The 17,178-nt window shown below is 67.3% G+C and carries 13 protein-coding genes; 4 read left to right on the top strand and 9 right to left on the bottom strand.

Features of this window, described 5'->3' with window-relative positions; translation table 11 throughout:
• Positions 1-7: 7 nt before the first annotated feature.
• Both ACOOFO_RS07500 and ACOOFO_RS07495 read left to right on the top strand, forming a co-directional pair.
• Positions 8-679: a hypothetical protein gene (locus ACOOFO_RS07500; RefSeq protein WP_420429505.1), complete on the top strand. Its 672-nt coding sequence runs from the start codon at positions 8-10 to the stop codon at positions 677-679.
• Complete coding sequence (locus tag ACOOFO_RS07495; protein WP_420429503.1) at positions 676-3,030, top strand: helicase C-terminal domain-containing protein; 2,355 nt, start codon at positions 676-678, stop codon at positions 3,028-3,030. The genes ACOOFO_RS07500 and ACOOFO_RS07495 overlap by 4 nt, the downstream gene beginning before the upstream one ends.
• A gap of 46 nt (positions 3,031-3,076) precedes the next feature.
• On the opposite strand, the gene ACOOFO_RS07490 is transcribed toward ACOOFO_RS07495, so the two are convergent.
• Positions 3,077-3,541 (bottom strand): cupin domain-containing protein, encoded by a 465-nt coding sequence (locus ACOOFO_RS07490; protein ID WP_420429501.1) that lies wholly within the window; start codon positions 3,539-3,541, stop codon positions 3,077-3,079.
• A 155-nt stretch (positions 3,542-3,696) separates the two neighbouring features.
• On the opposite strand from ACOOFO_RS07490, the gene ACOOFO_RS07485 reads away from it, so the two are divergent.
• Entirely contained in the window at positions 3,697-4,362 is a 666-nt protein-coding gene (locus ACOOFO_RS07485; protein ID WP_420429499.1) for an exopolysaccharide biosynthesis protein, read from the top strand.
• 18 nt (positions 4,363-4,380) lie between these two features.
• On the opposite strand, the gene ACOOFO_RS07480 is transcribed toward ACOOFO_RS07485, so the two are convergent.
• From ACOOFO_RS07480 to ACOOFO_RS07470, 3 genes are all read right to left on the bottom strand, one after another.
• Entirely contained in the window at positions 4,381-4,893 is a 513-nt protein-coding gene (locus ACOOFO_RS07480) for a metallophosphoesterase family protein (RefSeq protein ID WP_420429497.1), read from the bottom strand.
• 21 nt (positions 4,894-4,914) lie between these two features.
• Positions 4,915-5,316 carry a DUF4149 domain-containing protein gene (locus tag ACOOFO_RS07475; protein ID WP_420429495.1) on the bottom strand — a complete coding sequence of 134 codons (402 nt, stop codon included), beginning with the start codon at positions 5,314-5,316 and terminating at the stop codon, positions 4,915-4,917.
• A 118-nt stretch (positions 5,317-5,434) separates the two neighbouring features.
• Positions 5,435-6,685 carry an FAD-binding domain-containing protein gene (locus ACOOFO_RS07470; protein WP_420429493.1) on the bottom strand — a complete coding sequence of 417 codons (1,251 nt, stop codon included), beginning with the start codon at positions 6,683-6,685 and terminating at the stop codon, positions 5,435-5,437.
• A gap of 394 nt (positions 6,686-7,079) precedes the next feature.
• Between ACOOFO_RS07470 and ACOOFO_RS07465 the strand changes: the two genes are divergently transcribed.
• Positions 7,080-7,784, top strand: a complete 705-nt coding sequence (locus ACOOFO_RS07465) for an OmpW/AlkL family protein (RefSeq protein ID WP_420429491.1) — start codon at positions 7,080-7,082, stop codon at positions 7,782-7,784.
• 78 nt (positions 7,785-7,862) lie between these two features.
• Here the strand turns inward: ACOOFO_RS07465 and ACOOFO_RS07460 are convergent, their stop codons facing one another.
• The 5 genes from ACOOFO_RS07460 to ACOOFO_RS07440 all read right to left on the bottom strand — a co-directional run bounded on the left by ACOOFO_RS07460 (position 7,863) and on the right by ACOOFO_RS07440 (position 17,175).
• A complete protein-coding gene (locus ACOOFO_RS07460; protein ID WP_420429489.1) occupies positions 7,863-9,413 on the bottom strand; it encodes an alkaline phosphatase PhoX in 1,551 nt (516 codons plus the stop codon).
• A 25-nt stretch (positions 9,414-9,438) separates the two neighbouring features.
• Positions 9,439-12,384: a CehA/McbA family metallohydrolase gene (locus ACOOFO_RS07455; protein WP_420429487.1), complete on the bottom strand. Its 2,946-nt coding sequence runs from the start codon at positions 12,382-12,384 to the stop codon at positions 9,439-9,441.
• On the bottom strand, positions 12,381-14,348 hold the full coding sequence (locus tag ACOOFO_RS07450) for an alkaline phosphatase D family protein (protein WP_420429485.1): 1,968 nt from the start codon (positions 14,346-14,348) through the stop codon (positions 12,381-12,383). The genes ACOOFO_RS07455 and ACOOFO_RS07450 overlap by 4 nt, the downstream gene beginning before the upstream one ends.
• A gap of 9 nt (positions 14,349-14,357) precedes the next feature.
• Complete coding sequence (locus ACOOFO_RS07445) at positions 14,358-15,653, bottom strand: alkaline phosphatase PhoX (protein WP_420429483.1); 1,296 nt, start codon at positions 15,651-15,653, stop codon at positions 14,358-14,360.
• 235 nt (positions 15,654-15,888) lie between these two features.
• Positions 15,889-17,175, bottom strand: a complete 1,287-nt coding sequence (locus ACOOFO_RS07440) for a CaiB/BaiF CoA transferase family protein (RefSeq protein WP_420429481.1) — start codon at positions 17,173-17,175, stop codon at positions 15,889-15,891.
• Positions 17,176-17,178 lie beyond the last annotated feature (3 nt).

The raw sequence follows: 17,178 nt of genomic DNA, 5'->3' as shown, positions 1-17,178 counted from the left end.
TCCGCCCATGCCGGCGCTCAGCCGTGCGCACTGGAGCCGCCTGCGCCAGATGGTTCGCTCGGCGGGTTGGCCGTGTCACGACGCCCTGGAACTGGATCTGCTGGCCGCCGGGCTGCTCGAGCGCATCACCCCCAGCAGCGGCCACGTCTTCCTGCAGCCAAGCCCCGCAGGCCTGCAGGCCCTCAGCACGCAGCGCCGCCGCAACCAGCACGCACGCAGTACCCACGCCGAGCTGGTTCAGCGGGTTGCCGAGCAGCTCGCCCTGGAAGGGCGCATCGCCTATGCCGAGCTGCCGCTGCGCGCCAAGCCCGGTGATCGCTGGCTGCGCTTGCGGCCGGATGTCTTCTCGATCCGGCACACCACGCGCAGCGAGGGCCTCGCCCCGATGGTCCACGAAATCAAGACGAGCCGCGCCGACCTGCTCGGCGATTTGCGCAATCCGGACAAGCGCGCGGGTTATCGCGCCCTCGCCGGCTGCTGCTATTACGTGCTCGCCGAGGGCATTGCCGATCCGTCCGAGGTGCCGGAGGAATGCGGCGTGCTGCAGGCGGAGGATGCATGCCTGCGCCTGCTGCGGGCGGCCCCCCGTGCGGCGGTGACGCTGGATTTCGGCACCTGGATGGCGCTGGCACGCGCCACACCGGTACCTGTTGCACCCGACCCGCAGCCTTCGCTGTGACCAAGACACAGGCATTGGAATCCTCGGAGCCGATTAGCGCCGGCGTCCGCGCCTTTTGCGCCTTCGTGGCCAAGTCGGGCGATCTCGATCATCGCTTCACCCCCGCACCCAGCGCCGAGGAAGGCATGGCGGGTCACCGCTTCGTAGTGGCGCGTCGGGGCCCGGGCTATCAGCAGGAAGTTGCCCTGGATGCCACCGTCAACGGCCTGCGCCTGCGCGGTCGCGTCGATGGACTGGACACCGATGCCGAAGCCCTGGAGGAGATCAAGACCTTCCGAGGTGATCTCGCCGCCATGCCCGACAACCACCGCGCACTGCACCGCGCCCAGCTCGAGACCTACGGTGCCCTCTACTGCCTGATGCACGGAAAAGCGGCCGTGACCTTGCGGCTGGTCTATTTCGACGTCGATCGCCGGGACGAGCAGATCGAGGACATCGACGGGGATGCCCAACGCCTGATCGCCATCACCGAAGCGCGAGCCGCCGACTACCTCGCGTGGGCGCAGGCATTGGAGGCGCATCGCCAACAGCGCGATCACGCCCTGCAGGCGCTGTCCTTCCCCTATGCCGCCGTGCCTGACGGACAGCGCCACCTGATGCAGGCGGTCGATGCGGCCATGGAGGAAGGCCATACTCTGCTGGCGCAGGCCCCCACCGGCGTCGGCAAGACCCTGGGGGTGCTTTATCCGGCGTTGCGCGCTCTGGGTCGGGGCGCGGTCGATCGGCTCTTTTATCTCACCGCCAAGACGAGCACCCAATTCGAAGCGCAGAAGGCGCTCGACCAGCTCCAGCCCGCCCAGGGCGCACTGCCGCTGCGCGTACTCACACTGACCTCGCGCGAGAAGGCCTGCGAGCATCCCGACAAGGCCTGCCACGGTGCCTCCTGCCCGCTGGCGCGCGGCTTCTTCGACCGGCTCCCGACGGCGCGCATCGCCGCCCGTGATCTGCCAGCCTTGCACCTGGACTCCTTGCGCGCCACCGCCGCGCAGCATCAGGTCTGTCCCTATTACCTCGGACAGGAAATGGCGCGCTGGGCCGATATCGTGATCGGCGATCTGCACTACTACTTCGACCGCAGCGCCCTGCTCTACGCGCTCAGCCTTCAGAATCGCTGGCGTCCGGGGGTGCTGATCGACGAGGCGCACAACCTCATCGAGCGGGCGCGGAGCATGTATTCGGCGGCCATCGCGCAGACGCCGCTGCGGGAAGCGGGACGCGGCGCCCCGGCCGACGTCCGTCAGGCACTGGCACGGCTGGACCGCTGCCTGGACGACCTTGCGCCGCAGGATGAGGCCGCTGCCGAGAACGCCGATACGGCTCCGCCGGAGACCCCGCCGGAGCCGCTGGTCCAGGCCCTCAACAAGAGCGTTGCGGCGCTCGGCAGCCACCTCAACACCACAGGCTCCCACACCGAGCCGGAGTTGTTGCAGCGCTACTTCGAATTGCTGGCGGTGCAACGCCTCGCCGAGGGGTTCGGCCGCCACGCGCTGTGCGACATCACGGTCGAGGCCGCACGCAGCAGCGATCTGTTCGGCACCGTCAATACACAGTTCGCCATCCACAACGTCATCCCGGCACCGCATCTGGCACCCGCGATACACCGCGCCCGCGCCCTGGTGGGCTTCTCCGCCACGCTGACGCCGCCCGAATACCATCAGCGCATGTGGGGATTGCCGGACGCACGCTTTCGCTGGTGCGATGCGCCTTCCGCCTTTGCCGATGGACAGCTGCGTGTGCGCACCGTTACGCGCATCCCCACCCGCATGCCACAGCGCCGCGCCTCGGCGCCGCGCATCGCCACGCTGATCGCGACCCAGTTCCACTACCGGCCCGGCAACTACCTGGCTTTTTTCAGCAGTTTCGCCTACCTGCAGGCGGTTGCCGAAGCCCTGGCGCGACTGCATCCGGACGTGCCGCAGCGGCGGCAGTCTTCCGCGATGTCCGATGCGCAGCGCAGCGCCTTCGTGCAGGATTTTGAGCACGGCGGACGTGGCGTGGCCTTCGCGGTGCTCGGTGGCGCCTTCGGTGAGGGGATCGACCTGCCCGGCGACCGCCTGACAGGCGTTTTCGTGACGACCCTTGGCATTCCACCGGTGACGCCTTTCCGCGACAGGATGGCGGCGCAGGTGGAACGGTCCTTCGGCGAAGGCAGCGGTTGGCCCTTCGTCTATCTCTACCCAGGTCTGCAGAAGGTGATCCAGGCCGTAGGGCGCACCATCCGCACCCAGGACGACGAAGGCGTCGCTATCCTCATCGACCCCCGCTATGGACGCCCCGAGATCCGGGCGCTTCTGCCCCCATCGTGGTATCCACCGCGCACGGACTCCGCGCGGGGCAGTGCGTCGCGATAGCGCACCCGGTCTCCTCAAATCGGCACGGGCAGCCTGCGGACACGAATTACTGGGCTGGCTCCTCGGCCACGATATCGACCACCAACGCACGCATCGGTGCGTCCGATACGTTTTCCCACCAGTGCGCGACGCCGCTGCGCTCGACGGCCACCGCGCCGGCACGACGGACGATGGGCTCGGGGTGATCATTGCGGTGCTCCACCGCCTCTCCCTCCAGAATGTAGGCGTAGCCCGGCCGTCCGTCGTGGCGGTGCACTGCCACCACCCCGCCGGGGGCGATGGTGATGACGCGTGCGCGGAAGACGCGGCCTTCGAGGCCGGGGAACTCGGTGGCAAGATCGATCGCGCCCAGGGCCTCTACGGACGTGATGCCGTGAGTCTCGCTCGGCCCCTCCAGCCCCAGCACCTCGGCAGTGCGCCGCTCGCGCTCGGGCGTGACCGCCTCCGCATGCACCTCCGCACTGGGGTGGGCCAGCAACGCCGGCGACCCCAGCCCTGCAGCCAGCAGCACGCAGACTCCCAAGGCCCGGCTCCCAACGGCAACCATCCTCGCCATGCATCACCTCTCATTAATCCGTCTGCGATAGCGCCAGAAACCATACGCCTGCATACCCCGGACAGGGAAGCTTAAGGCGCGATCCTTAGGCTCCAGCCGCATCAATGCCTTTGGATAACGAACAAGGAGAAGGCGCCCTGAGCGACGACGCCCGCCAACTGCCCCAGCGCACCGTCCACGGCAGCGCACGCATCGACACCCTCGAGGGGGTGCTCAATCAATTGCAGGCGGCCGACCTGGATGGCGACGGCGCCGTGTCGCTGCGCGAAATCTTCGAGACTTTCGGCACGCGCTCCTTTGGGCCAGTGCTGCTGATCCTCGGGCTGATCCAGGCCCTGCCCACGGGCGGGATTCCACTGATGCCCGATGTCATCGGGCTGCTGACGATCCTGCTCTTCGGGCAGATGCTGATCAAGCCACAGCGCCCATGGCTGCCGTCCCGGCTGATGCGCATGACGATCCCGCAACACCTGCTGGATCGCTCGATCTGCCGCGCCCGGCCGTGGATTCAGAGGGCCGACCGACTGTTTCGCAAGCAGCTCGGCTTCCTGCACAACAACCGCCCCGCGCTTGCCGCCCTGTGCGGCGCCGGCGTTGCAACCGGCGTCCTCATCATCGTTATGGGCTTCGTGCCCTTCGCCGCGGCCATACCGGCGCTGAGCCTGATCTGCTTCGGCATCGGCCTGACAGCAGAGGACGGTCTCCCCATCCTGTTGGGCTACGGCATCATCCTCGGCTGCATGGCCCTGGGGGTGTACTGGTTCGGCCTTCTTTAATGGCCGCCGCGCGCTGGCTCACGCCTTTGCAAAGCGCTGCACCGCAATCTCCCACGCCGAGTCGCTGACAGAAAGCAGCAGGCAACTGGGCCCGCCATAGGTGCGGGCACGCCCCGCGGCGCCCGGATTGAGAATCCACGGCCGTGCACTGTCATCCACGATCAGTCGGTGACTGTGGCCATAGAGCACGGCGGCGGCATCCGGGTAGGCCGCACGCAGACGGCGATGGCGGTCCCTTGCGGGCCATGCGTCACCGTGCACCACCGCCAGGGTGCCCCCCGGCAGCGCAAGACGGATGGACGCTGGCAGGCGCGCGCAGATCGCGGGATCGCCACGCCACTTCTCGGCGGTATCGTTGTTGCCGCGCACGCCATGCACGGAGGCGGTGCCAGCGGCGCACTCGTCTAGCACCGCCTCGCTGCCGATATCCCCGGCATGGACGACGTGATCACAGCCCTGCGCCACGGCTGCGATCCGTGGATCGAGAATGCCGTGGGTATCGGCGAGCAGGCAGAGTCGGATGGCGTCCACGCCGGCAGCCTAGCGCCCCGGCTATGCCGCGGGCAAAAAGCGGATCAGCACCCAGGCGGCCAGTGCGATGTGCGTCAGCGTGATCATGACCGAGGCGGCATGCAGCCAGCGAAAGCGCGACGTGGCTCCGCTATCGGTGGCACGGTTGATGGCCGGCATCAGCCTCTGGCGCGTGGGGATGGTGCTCAAGGCGATGGCCGCGAGCAGCACAGCTCCAAGCGGGTCCTCAGGCCATAGCAGGCCAGCCGCCACTGCTGCACTGATCAAAACGAAGAGATAGAAATGCGGGAAGGCGCGTCGGATCGTCGCCCCCGCCGTCTCGGCCGGCAAGGCGGTGAACAGAAAGGCCGCAAAGCCGAAGGCGTAGAGCACCATGCCACCGAACAGCAAGGCGGTGAGGAGCAGGGCCAGGATGGTCAGCATCGGGATCGCTCCAGACGGTGACGCGGCTGGTGGCATGCCGTGCAAGGCGCATGAGCCAAGACGGGCTGACCACAGCGCAGCACATCCCGCCAGGGCGGTGTATCCGCTACGAGAATCATCATGCCAACCCGACCTCGCGCAGGATGCGGGGAATCTGCTTCTTGACCTTGAAGAAGCCAGCCGTGGCGTGGGGCCAGATCGCCGTATCCCAATCCCGCCGCCACTCGCTCAGAGCCACGCCCTCGGCCTCCAACGCTGGTGCGGCTTCGTCGAGCCAGTCGCGCAGCGGACCAAAGGACACATAGGGCGTAACGATCTGGCGCACGCCGGCGCGGCGTGCCCACAGGGCAAGATCCTCCGGGACGCCAGCGCGCATGGCGGTCGCGGCCAGACCACTGCGTTCGGCGGCATCGCGTAGCGCACCCTGCTCGAAGGCCACCACCTGCGGGGCGACCTCGCGCGGCGAACGCAGATGACTGGCCTCCAGCGTCGCGGCGGCGCGAATATCCATGTCGGCCAGCGGGAAATCCTCGGCTCGGCAATCCTCTTCGGTCAGAAGCAGGGCAGACGGCAGCGCCGGATCGGGCGCCCGCGGCACACGCAGCGGCTGGACGTCTGGAAGGCCTTCCGGCTCCAGATGCTCCAGTCCGTGCACCGCACCGGCCAGATCGCACTCGCGTGGGCGGAAGCGTTGCTGGGTGAACTTGGCGATGTTCCACGCCTGTGCGGCATAGGGCTTGCCGCGGGTATGCAGCCCAGCAACCCATCGCCAGCTCAGCGTATTGGATGCCGGATCTCCATCAAGCAGATGGCGATAGAAGAAATCCGCGCCCAGCCGCCACGGCAGGTCAAAGGTGAAGATCCAGATGGAGGCGAACCACATGCGCGCGTGGTTGTGCAGATAGCCGGTCTCGCGCAGCTCTTCGGCCCAGGCGTCGAAGCACTCGAGCCCAGTGGTGCCGGCTTCAGCCTGCTCAACCTGCCGGCGCAGGCGCCGGTCCTTGTCCAGGGTGGCCAGATCCTGCACCAGGCCATCGCGGTAAGCCGACCACACCAAAGGCCGACGCTCCAGCCACCCCTTGAAGTAGCCGCGCCAGAAAACCTCCTGAATGAACTTCTCCGCGCCTTCCAGACCGTGGGACCCGAGGGCGGCGGCCACCGCCTCCTGTTCCAGCACGAGGCGCCGGCGCAGATAGGGCGAGAGCAGCGAGACGTCCCGGTGCTTACCCGGCCCGCGGTCGACATTGCGGCCGTTGGCGTACTGGCGCCCCATGCGTGGTGTGAAGCGTTCCAACACCGCCAGGCCCTCCGTACGTCGCGCTGCGACGGACTCGGTGCAGCTGGCTGCAATGTTCTGCTGACTGGCCATGAATGATATCGCTCCGAAGCGCTGCCCAAGCGCTGCTTGATCGCATCGCTGGCTTTGGGTTTGGGGATCACAGGCAGTCTGGCGCGGTGCCTTCTGTGCGGTCCATCGGCATCACCGTCTGTAGAACTTCCGGGAAATGCCGCCACGCACGCCCGTCGTCGCACTGCCTTCGTCGTTGCCTGCATCGCCGAACGCTGGACTTCAGCCGACACACGGCCTTGACGAAGCCTTGACCTGGGTCAAGGCGCAAACAGGGCGCCGACCGCGATGCTGTGCACGCCTTGGGATGCGTCGCGCAAGCGCGCGCTGGGGGCAGGTGGTCATCCGCGCGACTCGGACGAAAAAGGGCGTGGAGACCGAGAACTCGCGATGAGCAACACAAAAGGTCATAGCAATGAAAACGCAACACCGCTTCGCCCAACTGATCCCCGCGATCAGCCTCGCTGCCCTGCTGGGCATGACGCCCCTTGCCCATGCGCACAAGGCCGGCGATTTGATCGTACGTGCTGGCGGTGCCTGGGTCTCTCCTAATGACACCAGCGGCGACGTGCAGGGCTTTCCCGGGAACGGCGTCGAAGTGGATGACGCCTTTGCCGCCGGCCTGTCCATCACCTACATGGTGACGGATCTGTTCAGTGTCGATCTGCTGGGCGCCTCGCCCTTCACGCACGACGTCAATGCCACCGGCCCGGATCTGGGCGGCCTCGGCAAGATTGCCGAGGTCACGCATCTGCCCCCGACTCTGCTGGCGAACATCCATATCCCGCTGCAGAGCGAGCGCTTCCACCCCTACGCGGGCGTCGGCGTGAACTACACGCTCTTCTTCGACGAGAGCAGCAGCGAGAGCCTGGAAGGCGCGCTCGGCGAGTCGGACGTGGACCTGGATGACAGCATCGGTGCGGCCTTCCAGGTCGGCCTGGACTGGGACTTCTCGCCCAACATCGTGCTGAACCTGGCGGTCTGGTGGATCGATATCGACACCACGGCCACGATCAACTTCAAGGGCGATCCGAACGATCCGAGTGACGACGGCAAGACCAAGGTCGACGTCGATATCGACCCCTGGGTGGTCATGGTGGGCGCCGGTTACCGCTTCTGATTCCTGCGCACGCGATACCAAAGGGCGCGCCCATGGCGCGCCCTTTTGCGTTGATGGCATGGCAGTTCGGCTGAGACCTCAGGTCCGGTCCGAGTCCTTCCGTGCCGCCTGCTCGGCACGCCGGGCGAGGCGACGCGCCAGCCAGGCGGCACCGCCAAGAGCAAGCGCCGACCCCGCCAGTGCGCCACTGCCAGCGGATGCAGAGGCACTGCCGCCTCCCGGTGCGGGCGGTGCAATCGGGTCCATCGCGCCGCCGTCGTCATCCGGCACGCCCTGGCGGAAGGGGCCGGTGATCTCGAAGATCTCACCGCGCACTTCCTGCCCGGTGGCTTCGTCGACAGTGTGGCGCTTGCCCTGACTGGCGAAATAAAGACGTGTGCCATCGGCGGTGAAGGCCGGCCCCGCCAGCTCGGAATGCGGCACCGGATAGCGCAGGAAGGGCGCGACCGTGCGCGTTTCGTGCGTGATCAGCACCAGTTCCATATTGCCGCCGTCCTCGGCCACGAGCAGGTCGCGGCTGTTGGGATGCACGGTGAGGTTATCGACGCCGCGCAGCGGCGTGTTCTCGCCGGCCGTGCTGGCGTCGTAGAGGATGTCGATGCGCTGCGTCACCGTGTCGTAGACCCAGACGCGATTGGTGCCCTTGGTCGTGAAATAGACCTTGCCCGAGTCGAACCAGCAGCCCTCGCCGCCGTCGAAGACCGCGGCATTCGAGACCTGATAGCGCGTTGGAAGCGGGATGCCGAGCGGATTGCGGATGCGCTCCCAGCGAACGCGGCCGGTCCGGGTCTCGCGCAGCTCCGGCATGATCGAGCGCCACGGGATGTCGTGATGATCGGCGCCCGGGTTCTGCGAGAGCCAGGCGTCGATGGCCTGCGAATAGTCGCGCCGTTCCGGCGCATCCTCCTCGTCGAGCACCAGCACTTCCAGCGTGCCCCGCGACAGGTCCGGGTAATTGTCCGGTGTATAGCGGTAGAAGGCGCCGTCACCGGTGTCCTCGGTCATGTAGACCTGCTTGCCAACCGGGTCGACGGCGGCCGCCTCGTGGTTGAATTGCCCCATCGGCACGATGCGGCGCGACGCATTCAGGCGCGTCGGATCGCATTCGTAGACGAAGCCGAAGAAGTTCTCCTCGCAGGACAGCCAGGTGCCCCAGGGCGTCGGACCGCCGGCACAGTTGTTATTGGTGCCTTGCAGGATCGGGTACGCGTCCACGAGATTGCCTTCCACATCGAAGCGCAAGGCGCCGACCCCGCCCTGATCCTCACAGAAACGGGAACGCAGGTCGTCCGCGCATTCATCGGCAATGATGGGCACCTCGGAATTGGAGACATAGATCCAGCCTCCATCCTCCTGCGGGAACACCGCCCCGCCATCCGGCGCACGGTGCCAGACGTAGTCCGACATGCCGCCGCCGGCCAGCGCCACTGGCGAATAGGCTTCGGCGAGCTTGCGCGATCGAAAGCCGGCCGGCAGATAGAGACCGTTCTCATCCGGCCCGAGCAAGGGACCATAGGGGCTTTTCCCGGGCTGGGCGGGCGCCCCGTAGGCGCGCTGCCAGAAGGCATCGCCCAGGCCAAAGGTGCCGGCTACGGCGAGTCCGGTGTGAAGGAAATGACGTCGGTGCATGGCGTTGTCTCCAGTCAGCCGCCCATTACGGACGGTAGGGCACAGCAAATCGGGGGGCTTGGGACGCCATAGATGCGTACTGCCCGTGATGATGGTGGGCGTGCGCGGCGTGGCAATCCGCGGTGTCGCTGCAGTCGGCACAGAAACCGATCGCCAGATCGACCGGCACCAACGCTGCGCCCTGCTGGTTGAGCGTCTTCGTCTTCGCAGCGCCGGTATTCAGCGCGTAAATCTGCTGGGTGCGGTCGCGCTGCAGGCGTTCGGCGTTCCGCGTGCTGGCGAAGACCACCCTGTCCCCGGCAGGCACAGGCCAGGTGTTCACGCCCCGGCTGGGTATCAGGCTGCCCGATGTCCAGCCGTCTTCAAAGCGCGCCGTCATCACGCGCCAACGCCAGTCAACGCTGCGCGAATCGAACCAGGCTACCCGCGCGGTGCCATCCACACCACGACCCAAACGCGGCCGTGTGGCGCTGCTCGCTGGCTGCGCGCTGATCGATTCCGGCGTACTGAAGACCGGGTTGTCCGCGGCGCGACGGCTGCCCAGCACCGCCAGATTGACGCCCGCCGCCTGCAGCGGCTTACTGTCCCAGACCACATGCAGCGTGCCGGCATCATCAAAGCCGAGATCGGGATGGCGATCGGCCGCATCGGCCGCACCTAGATAGACGGTGTCTGCCCCATCATCCAAGGCGCGCACGGCGATCTGCCAGTCGTCCGGGTCGGTTCCTTCTCCGTAGCTGGCCTGCCCGGTCCACAATGGGTCGCGATCAAAACGGTTGTCCTGCCAGGCCGCCCAGACCGTGCCGTCCAGTGCAACGCTCACCGCCGGATGCACCGAGGCGGGATAACGTGCCGTACGCGAATCGAAGGGGTTGGCGGCATTGAAGGCCTTGTCGGCCCCACTGAGGTTGCGGGTCACGGCCAGCGCACCATCGGCACCGATGCGCGCGGTGAAGACGTCGAAAGGCCGCTCCGGCTGGATCTGCTGCCAGACCACATGCACTTCCCCGTCCGCAGTGACCGCCACATCCGGATGCATCGCCATGCCGTCGAGTTGCGCCACCGTGATCTCCGGCCCGAACTGGCGCCCGCCATCGCGGCTGATGCGCGCGAAGATGCCCGGCCGACGCGGCATCTGGCCGGCGCGTTCGTCCTGCCATACGACCGCAACTGTGTCACCCCGCGCGTCCACCGCCGGGAATCGCGCCGTGTCTTCCTGCGTGAGGTGCAGTCGCTCCTGCCATCGGCCGTCAGCATCCCGGCGGCGATACTGCACATGGGTGGCCGTGGCGCTGTGGGTTTCGGCCACGACATGCAGCGCACCCTGGGAAACGGCAGCGTCGGCAAAGCCCGCGTAGGCCTGCGGCGCACCCAGCACATACTCCGCGCCGTCGTCCGTGCCGGCGTCGGGCGGCGGCGTGGCCTCGCCCTGGGGCGACGCCGGCGCGGCGGAGACAAAGATGGGCGAGGTCACCGCGCGCAACTGATCGAACAGCTCCTGGAAGACGTTGTCGAGTTCGGCGGGCCCGAGCAGCAACCCGAAGAGCAGGCTGGCGGGCTCGGCCAGGCCAAGACTGCGCGCCTCGGCACGAAACCAGGTCGGGCTTTCGGGAGCGGCGACCTCGATGGTGAAGGTCTCGCTCATCAAGGCCGTGGGCGTCAGATCGGCGATCGGCTCGGCCGATCGACCCGGTGCGGCATAGACCAGTACGCGGGCACCGAGACCATTGACCACCTCGATGCGCAGACGGCCCGGAGTGCCGGCAGGCACGAAGACCTCGTCACCCGCCTGCACTTCGAAATCCGGGTCGTCGTCGAAATCGGCGCTGAGGCGCAGCCGCGGCGCGGCGCGCTCGCGCGAGTAGATGCTGGTGCGGCCGCTGCGCATGGCATCCAGCAGCGCGCGTTCCTTCAATACAGCCGCCTGCACCTCGGTAGACGGACGACCGGGCGTGCCACCCAGTGCCCACAGTTCCTTGAAATGGTTGTCGCTGGCCCCGGCCACGCCGAAGCGCCAGCCCGCATTCCAGCGGTTCTCGGCGTAGGCGATTTCGGCTTCCGGGTTCTCGGCGCGGTTCCAGACCTCGACGAGGTCCACACCCACCGCATCGGCCCGGGGCGAGGGCTGATTGTTGTCGTCGGTGGAATCGCGATCCGGATGCGCGGTCACCCAGACCGCGCCCTGGCTATGCGCCATCCAGATGGATTCCTGCACCACGCGGCTGTCGGCAGCGCCTTCCACGCTGGCGTTCTGGTCGATGGTGTCGATACCGCCGTGGACGGTGGCGTGCGGTCGCCCATTGGCCTCCTCGCCAGGAATCAGCAGGACCGACGCCGAACGCCAGTTGGGATCGTAATGCTGGTCGTAGGTGCGATGGTCGGTGAAGGGCAGAAAATCGAGATCGAGGGCGGTTTCGACCAGGGCGATGATGTCGGCCAGCGGCATATTGCCCGGTGCGGCGTCGTCGGCAGCCTGGCGCGCCAAGCTGCCGTCGCTGGAGTGGTCGGAATGGGTGTGCATATCCCCGGAGAATCGGGTGCCCGGTACAGGCGCGGCCTCGGCGCGCACAAAGCGTGCCTGCACCGTGGCGCGCGCAGACTCGGCCACACTGCAGACCGCGCCCATGCGCTGGGTACAGTCCCCGCTCCATTGCGAGAAGACCCATCCGCGGGCGGCCACCGCTTCCAGTGTGAGCCCACCGTCGAGCGGCAGGGTCCCGACGCAATCGCGCGTGCAGTCCAGCCCGCGTGGCGAGGACACCACCTGCCCTGCGCCCGCCAGCTGCATCGACAGCTCCACCGCCTCGATAGGTGCTGCGGGGGTGTCCCCCGGCGATGGCGACGGCTTGTTCCCTGGCGGCGCGCCACTGTCGGAAGCCGGCGTGGACACGCCATTGCCGCAGGCGCTGAGCAGACCGGCAAGGCACACCATCATCCACCGTCGGCGGGAATCCATGGCGTGTTTCGTCATCCTGTCAGCCGATCCGTGGCCGGCGCCGGTTCGGCATCGGGTGCGGCTGCCGTGCGCAGACCGCTGGTGGGATTGGCGGCGAAATCCCGCGCCAGATGCGGGCGCCCCACAGCCGAGCGGAACTGGCGGATCAGCGTCTGCGCATCGCTGCGTACCGGCGCCGGCACCTCCCACAGTTCGCAGACGACTTCGCTGTTGGTCAGATGGGCCAGCCCGTAGCCATAGGTGCGCCAGTTGAAATAGCGCAGGTTGGGATTGGCCAACTGTGCCGCGGGTTCCACCAGGCGCATGGTGGCGTTGCCCATCGGTACATAGATGCGACGGTAGTTTTCGTAGTCCTCGTGCACCGGCCGGCCGTTGGCCGCCTCGTACAGCGAACCGGCCACCACCTCTCCGCCTCCCGGACGCCCGAAGGCCGAGGGCACGATCTCGACGCCGACAACGCCCTGCGTGCCGCCACCGGTGAGCGGCTCATAGGCGGGCAGACCCGATGTTTCCACAAGGTCAGAGGCAAACCAGCCGTGGCTGTCTCCGGACATGACGACGTTGTCGACAATGCCGTTGTCACGCAGAAAGCCATAGAGCTGGTCCCGCGCCTCCGGCAGACCACCCCAGCCGCTGGTGTACAGCTCCGGGCCGTCTGGGTCGAGGCCGAGGGTTTCGAACACGCCCGGCACCGGCACGTTGAAGACGCGCAGTTGCGACAGATTGATCTGATTGACGATGACCCGATGGGTGACACCGCGCTGCGCCGAATCCAGCAGGCGCGCCTTCAGCCAGGCCGTCTGCGCAACGCCGAGCAGCTGCTCCAAGGCCGTGGGCGCCTCGGGGTCGCGATGACGCCGGATGTCGATCAGCAGCACCTCGCCCAGATCGCCATAGGGCAGCGCGCGGTAGAGCTGAGTCGCAGCCGCCCGTGGTACGGCCGCGATGTTGCTGTCTGGCGATGGCGCCGGGCCGAAGGCCCCGCTGCCATCCGGCAGGGGCGGCCTGGAGGGGGTCCAGAGCCAGAACACCTGCGCCGCTTCGGCCTCGGTGAAAGTCACGCCGGTATCCGGATTGGTCTCGTCGTCCAGGTCGTGCTGATCCGGCATGATCGCGAAGGGCAGCGATTGATGCGCCTTGAGCAGATCGGGGTCGCTGTAGTACAGCGCGTAGCGTCGGCCGCACTCCTCGGCGTCGAACCACTTGCGGAAGTCGACGTCCTCGAGATCAAAGCGGTCGTTGCGCGCGCGATACCAGCCCTTGGTGTCGACGAACTCATAGACGTGGTCGCCGGCATGGCAGAACAGGTCGAGATCGTCGCGCTCGGCGATGCGGCTGTAGGGATGGAAATCCATCGACCAGTAGGAGGTACAGGCTGCGTGCGCGATGCGCAGCGCATCCACCGCATCGCCCGGCGCCGGTGCCGTACGGGTACGACCGACGATGGAGGTGCGGCCCAGCGCACCAAAGGCGTAGTAATAGCTGGTCGCCGACGACAGGCCGGACGCGTCGACCTTGACCGTCCAATCCAGTGCCCGGCTGGTGCGCACCGTACCGCCGCCGACGATATCGGTCAGGCCCGGATCGGTGGCGATCACCCATCGCACATCGACGGCCTCCAGGCCCTGGGGCCGTTCCGCACGCCAGCCATCAGCGTCGGGCACGGTCACGCGCGTCCAGAGGATGACGCGATCGGCCAGCGGATCACCCGAGGCGACGCCGTGCCCGAAGGGCAACAGTTCGATCACGGCGGGATAATCCCAGCCCTCGGGCAGGGTGAAATCGATGGCGCGGCCCGCGTCACCGCCCCCCACCCCGGGCGTGCCGGACGGTGGTGGTGCCGTCCCATCGGCGGGGGCAGAGCCGCCACAGCCGCTGACCCCGGTCAAGAAGGCCGTGGCCCCGAGCATCTTGATCAGCTGACGCCGTTCGCGCATGTGCGCCGCGCGGATTTCGCGGCCTTGCTGGTTACTGGCCATGGCGTATCGCTAGCGGCTGGCGTTGAAGGGTCCACGCACCTCGTAGGTGATACCCCCACTGCCGCGGCCTCCGCGCTGCGAGCTGAAGTACAGACGGGTGCCGTCCGGGCTGAAGGCCGGACCGGTGATTTCGGAGTTGTCCTGCCCGACGATCTGCAGGATGGGCGCGACCACCCCATCCGGGCCGATGGCGCTGATGCGCATGTCACCGCCATCCTCGGCCACCAGCAGATCGCGCGAGGCGTTATAGACGACGCAGTTGTCGACCCCGCGCAGCGGCGCATCGGCACCGCCGAAGGCGTCGTCGTCGTAGATCAATTCGATGGTGTTGTCGGCCGTGTTCAATGCCCATACCCGGTTGCCGGATTTGCAGGTGAAGTAGACGATGTCGTCGAAGTACCAGATGCCCTCCGACCCGGCGAAGACCGTGGTGCCCTCGATGCGGTTCTCGCTCTGCGGCGCCTCCGGCGCCAGTGCGTCCACCCATTCAATGGGCATGGGCGCGGTGCCGAAGGCGATGTCGCGCGAATCCAGCACATTCGGGATCACCGCCACCTGCAGCAAGCCGTCTTCCAGCGCCGGGCGGTCGGCGTCCATCGGCCAGTCGGCCGCGCTCGGGATGAAGCGATAGAAGCGCGCGTCGCCGGTGTCTTCGGTCAGGAACAGATGCCGGCGCACCGGATCGACCGCGACCGCTTCGTGATCGAACATGCCCAGCGCCGGCAGTGTCTTGGCGTCGTTGACCGAACCGAAGGGGAAACACTCATGGACCAGGCCGCGCGTACGCTCCTCGCAGGACAGCCAGGTGCCCCAGGGCGTTGGCCCGCCCGCGCAGTTGATGGTGGTGCCGCGCAGCAGGCGATAGGCATCCACGCGGTTGCCGTCGGCATCGAAGCGCAGCGCGCCTACGCCACCCGGCACGGATTCGCTGTTCGAGACATAGACCCAGCCACCGTCCTCGGCGGCGAAGGTGGCGCCACCATCGGGGAAGGTGTGCCATTCGTAGCCCAGCAGCGGACCCAGCAGTCCACCAATGAGGTCCGAGACAACCGGCACCCCACTCTCGGCGACGACCCGTGAGGTAAAGCCTGCCGGCGACCGGATGCCGTTGGCGTCCGGTTCCATCAACGGCCCGAGCCGGGTGAGCGCGGGCGCGGCCACAGCACTGCCCTGCCCGCCGCCACCCGAGCAGCTCCATAGCAGCGGGCCGGTGGCTGCCACGCCCGACATCATCAGGGAACGACGCAAGAAATCCCGGCGCCCAACGCGACGCGGCGTGGACAGATGAGGCAGAGGACGAAGCATGACGACTCCAACGCGCAGAGGCGCGCCGGGTCATTGACTCACCCGCGCGCAGATCCGAGAAGAAAAACTACCGGTTCGTAAAAACCTTGTGATTTCTTAGGTTTAGAGCTTAGCGAGCCGCCGTGACGGTTCCATGACGGATTCATGAAAGCTTCCGCTGGGCGAGCGAAAGACCGCCGCTGGCGATCCCAGCGGCGGCGAGTTTGTGATGTTGCTCCTCGTACGGCGCGACGGCTCAGGAAGCGGCCTGGCGCCCGGCACGCGCCGCGGCGAGCCACTCGGCGACCCGGGCATTGTGCTCGCCCAGCGCCGGCGCGCGACCACTGCGCGTGCTCGCGCCCACAAACTGGATCGGGTTGCGGAAGGCTGGCTTGCCGCCGTCATCCTCGACCATGCCGCGGGCACGGGTCTGCTCGTTCTGCAGGGCTTCCTCCAGCGTCAGCACGGGACTGATGCAGGCGTCCTTGTCGGACAGGATGCGATCCCATTCGTCCCGGGTCTTGAGCAGGAAAGCCGCGCGCAGGGCCCAGCGCATGGGCGCCAGCATGCGCTGGGCCTTCTTCGGGTCCTCAAGCAACTTGGCAAGCTTGCCAACGCCGCCCTTGTCGGCCTTGTTTCCGCCCTCGGCGCCAGAGCCGGCTTTGCGCTTGCGCTTGGTCATGCCGAGGGCGCGTTTGGTGGCTGTCTCCAGTGCACTGCGCACGCCAGCCGGAAGCAGCTCCTCCTGCAGGGCCGCCAGCAGCCGCTGGAAGAACTTCGGTTCCAGCGCACCCACGGCGATGTAGCGGCCATCACGGCACCGGTAGATGGCATAGTTCGGCAGCGCACCGGAGAGCATGTCTTCGCCACGCGGCTGGGTCTGGCCCATACTGCGAAGGGTCGACATGGCCACCGCCTGCAGGGCGAGCGAGCCATCCTGCATGCCCACATCGACGAAGGCCCCCTGCCCTGAAGCACGCGCGCCGATCACCGCAGACAGAATACCGATGGCGCAGGTCAGCGCGCCGCCGGCCAGATCGGCGATCTGGACGTTGGACTGCGCCGGTGCGCCACCGGCCGGGCCGACCTGATCGAGCACCCCGGAATAGCTCAGGTAGTTCATGTCATGACCCGCGCGATCGCGGTACGGGCCGCTGTTGCCATAGCCGGTGAGGGCGGCGTAAACGAGCTTCGGGTTGACCGCACGCAGCGCCTCATAGCCACAGCCGAGCCGGTCCATGACGCCGGGGCGGAAGGAGTCGACCACCACATCGGCCTCTGCCGCCATGCGCTTGAAGGTCTCGACATCCTCGGCCAGACGCAGATCGAGGGTGACCGACTCCTTGCCGCGATTGACCAGACTGAACAGTTCCGGGCTCATGGCGCGGGCATAGTCGCCACCATCGGGCTCTTCGATCTTGATGACCTCGGCACCCAGTTGCGCCAAGTAGAGCGTGCAGAAGGGTCCCGGCAGCAGCCGGGACAGATCGAGCACACGCAACCCGTCGAGCAGCGGATTCTCCGTCGTGGATTGCTTGGCCATTCC

It is taken from the genome of Algiphilus sp., assembly GCF_965216485.1.
GTDB lineage: Bacteria > Pseudomonadota > Gammaproteobacteria > Nevskiales > Nevskiaceae > Algiphilus.
The sequence above is the reverse complement of the archived record's forward strand: the minus strand, read 5'-3'. Positions and strand labels throughout refer to the sequence as shown.

What these genes read in the sequence shown, in the direction of transcription:
- ACOOFO_RS07440 (WP_420429481.1), bottom strand. Translation starts at nt 17,175, where the DNA reads ATGGCCAAGCAATCCACGACGGAGAATCCGCTGCTCGACGGGTTGCGT.
- ACOOFO_RS07470 (WP_420429493.1), bottom strand. Translation starts at nt 6,685, where the DNA reads ATGGCCAGTCAGCAGAACATTGCAGCCAGCTGCACCGAGTCCGTCGCA.
- ACOOFO_RS07500 (WP_420429505.1), top strand. Translation starts at nt 8, where the DNA reads ATGCCGGCGCTCAGCCGTGCGCACTGGAGCCGCCTGCGCCAGATGGTT.
- ACOOFO_RS07465 (WP_420429491.1), top strand. Translation starts at nt 7,080, where the DNA reads ATGAAAACGCAACACCGCTTCGCCCAACTGATCCCCGCGATCAGCCTC.
- ACOOFO_RS07460 (WP_420429489.1), bottom strand. Translation starts at nt 9,413, where the DNA reads ATGCACCGACGTCATTTCCTTCACACCGGACTCGCCGTAGCCGGCACC.
- ACOOFO_RS07475 (WP_420429495.1), bottom strand. Translation starts at nt 5,316, where the DNA reads ATGCTGACCATCCTGGCCCTGCTCCTCACCGCCTTGCTGTTCGGTGGC.
- ACOOFO_RS07455 (WP_420429487.1), bottom strand. Translation starts at nt 12,384, where the DNA reads ATGACGAAACACGCCATGGATTCCCGCCGACGGTGGATGATGGTGTGC.
- ACOOFO_RS07445 (WP_420429483.1), bottom strand. Translation starts at nt 15,653, where the DNA reads ATGCTTCGTCCTCTGCCTCATCTGTCCACGCCGCGTCGCGTTGGGCGC.
- ACOOFO_RS07450 (WP_420429485.1), bottom strand. Translation starts at nt 14,348, where the DNA reads ATGGCCAGTAACCAGCAAGGCCGCGAAATCCGCGCGGCGCACATGCGC.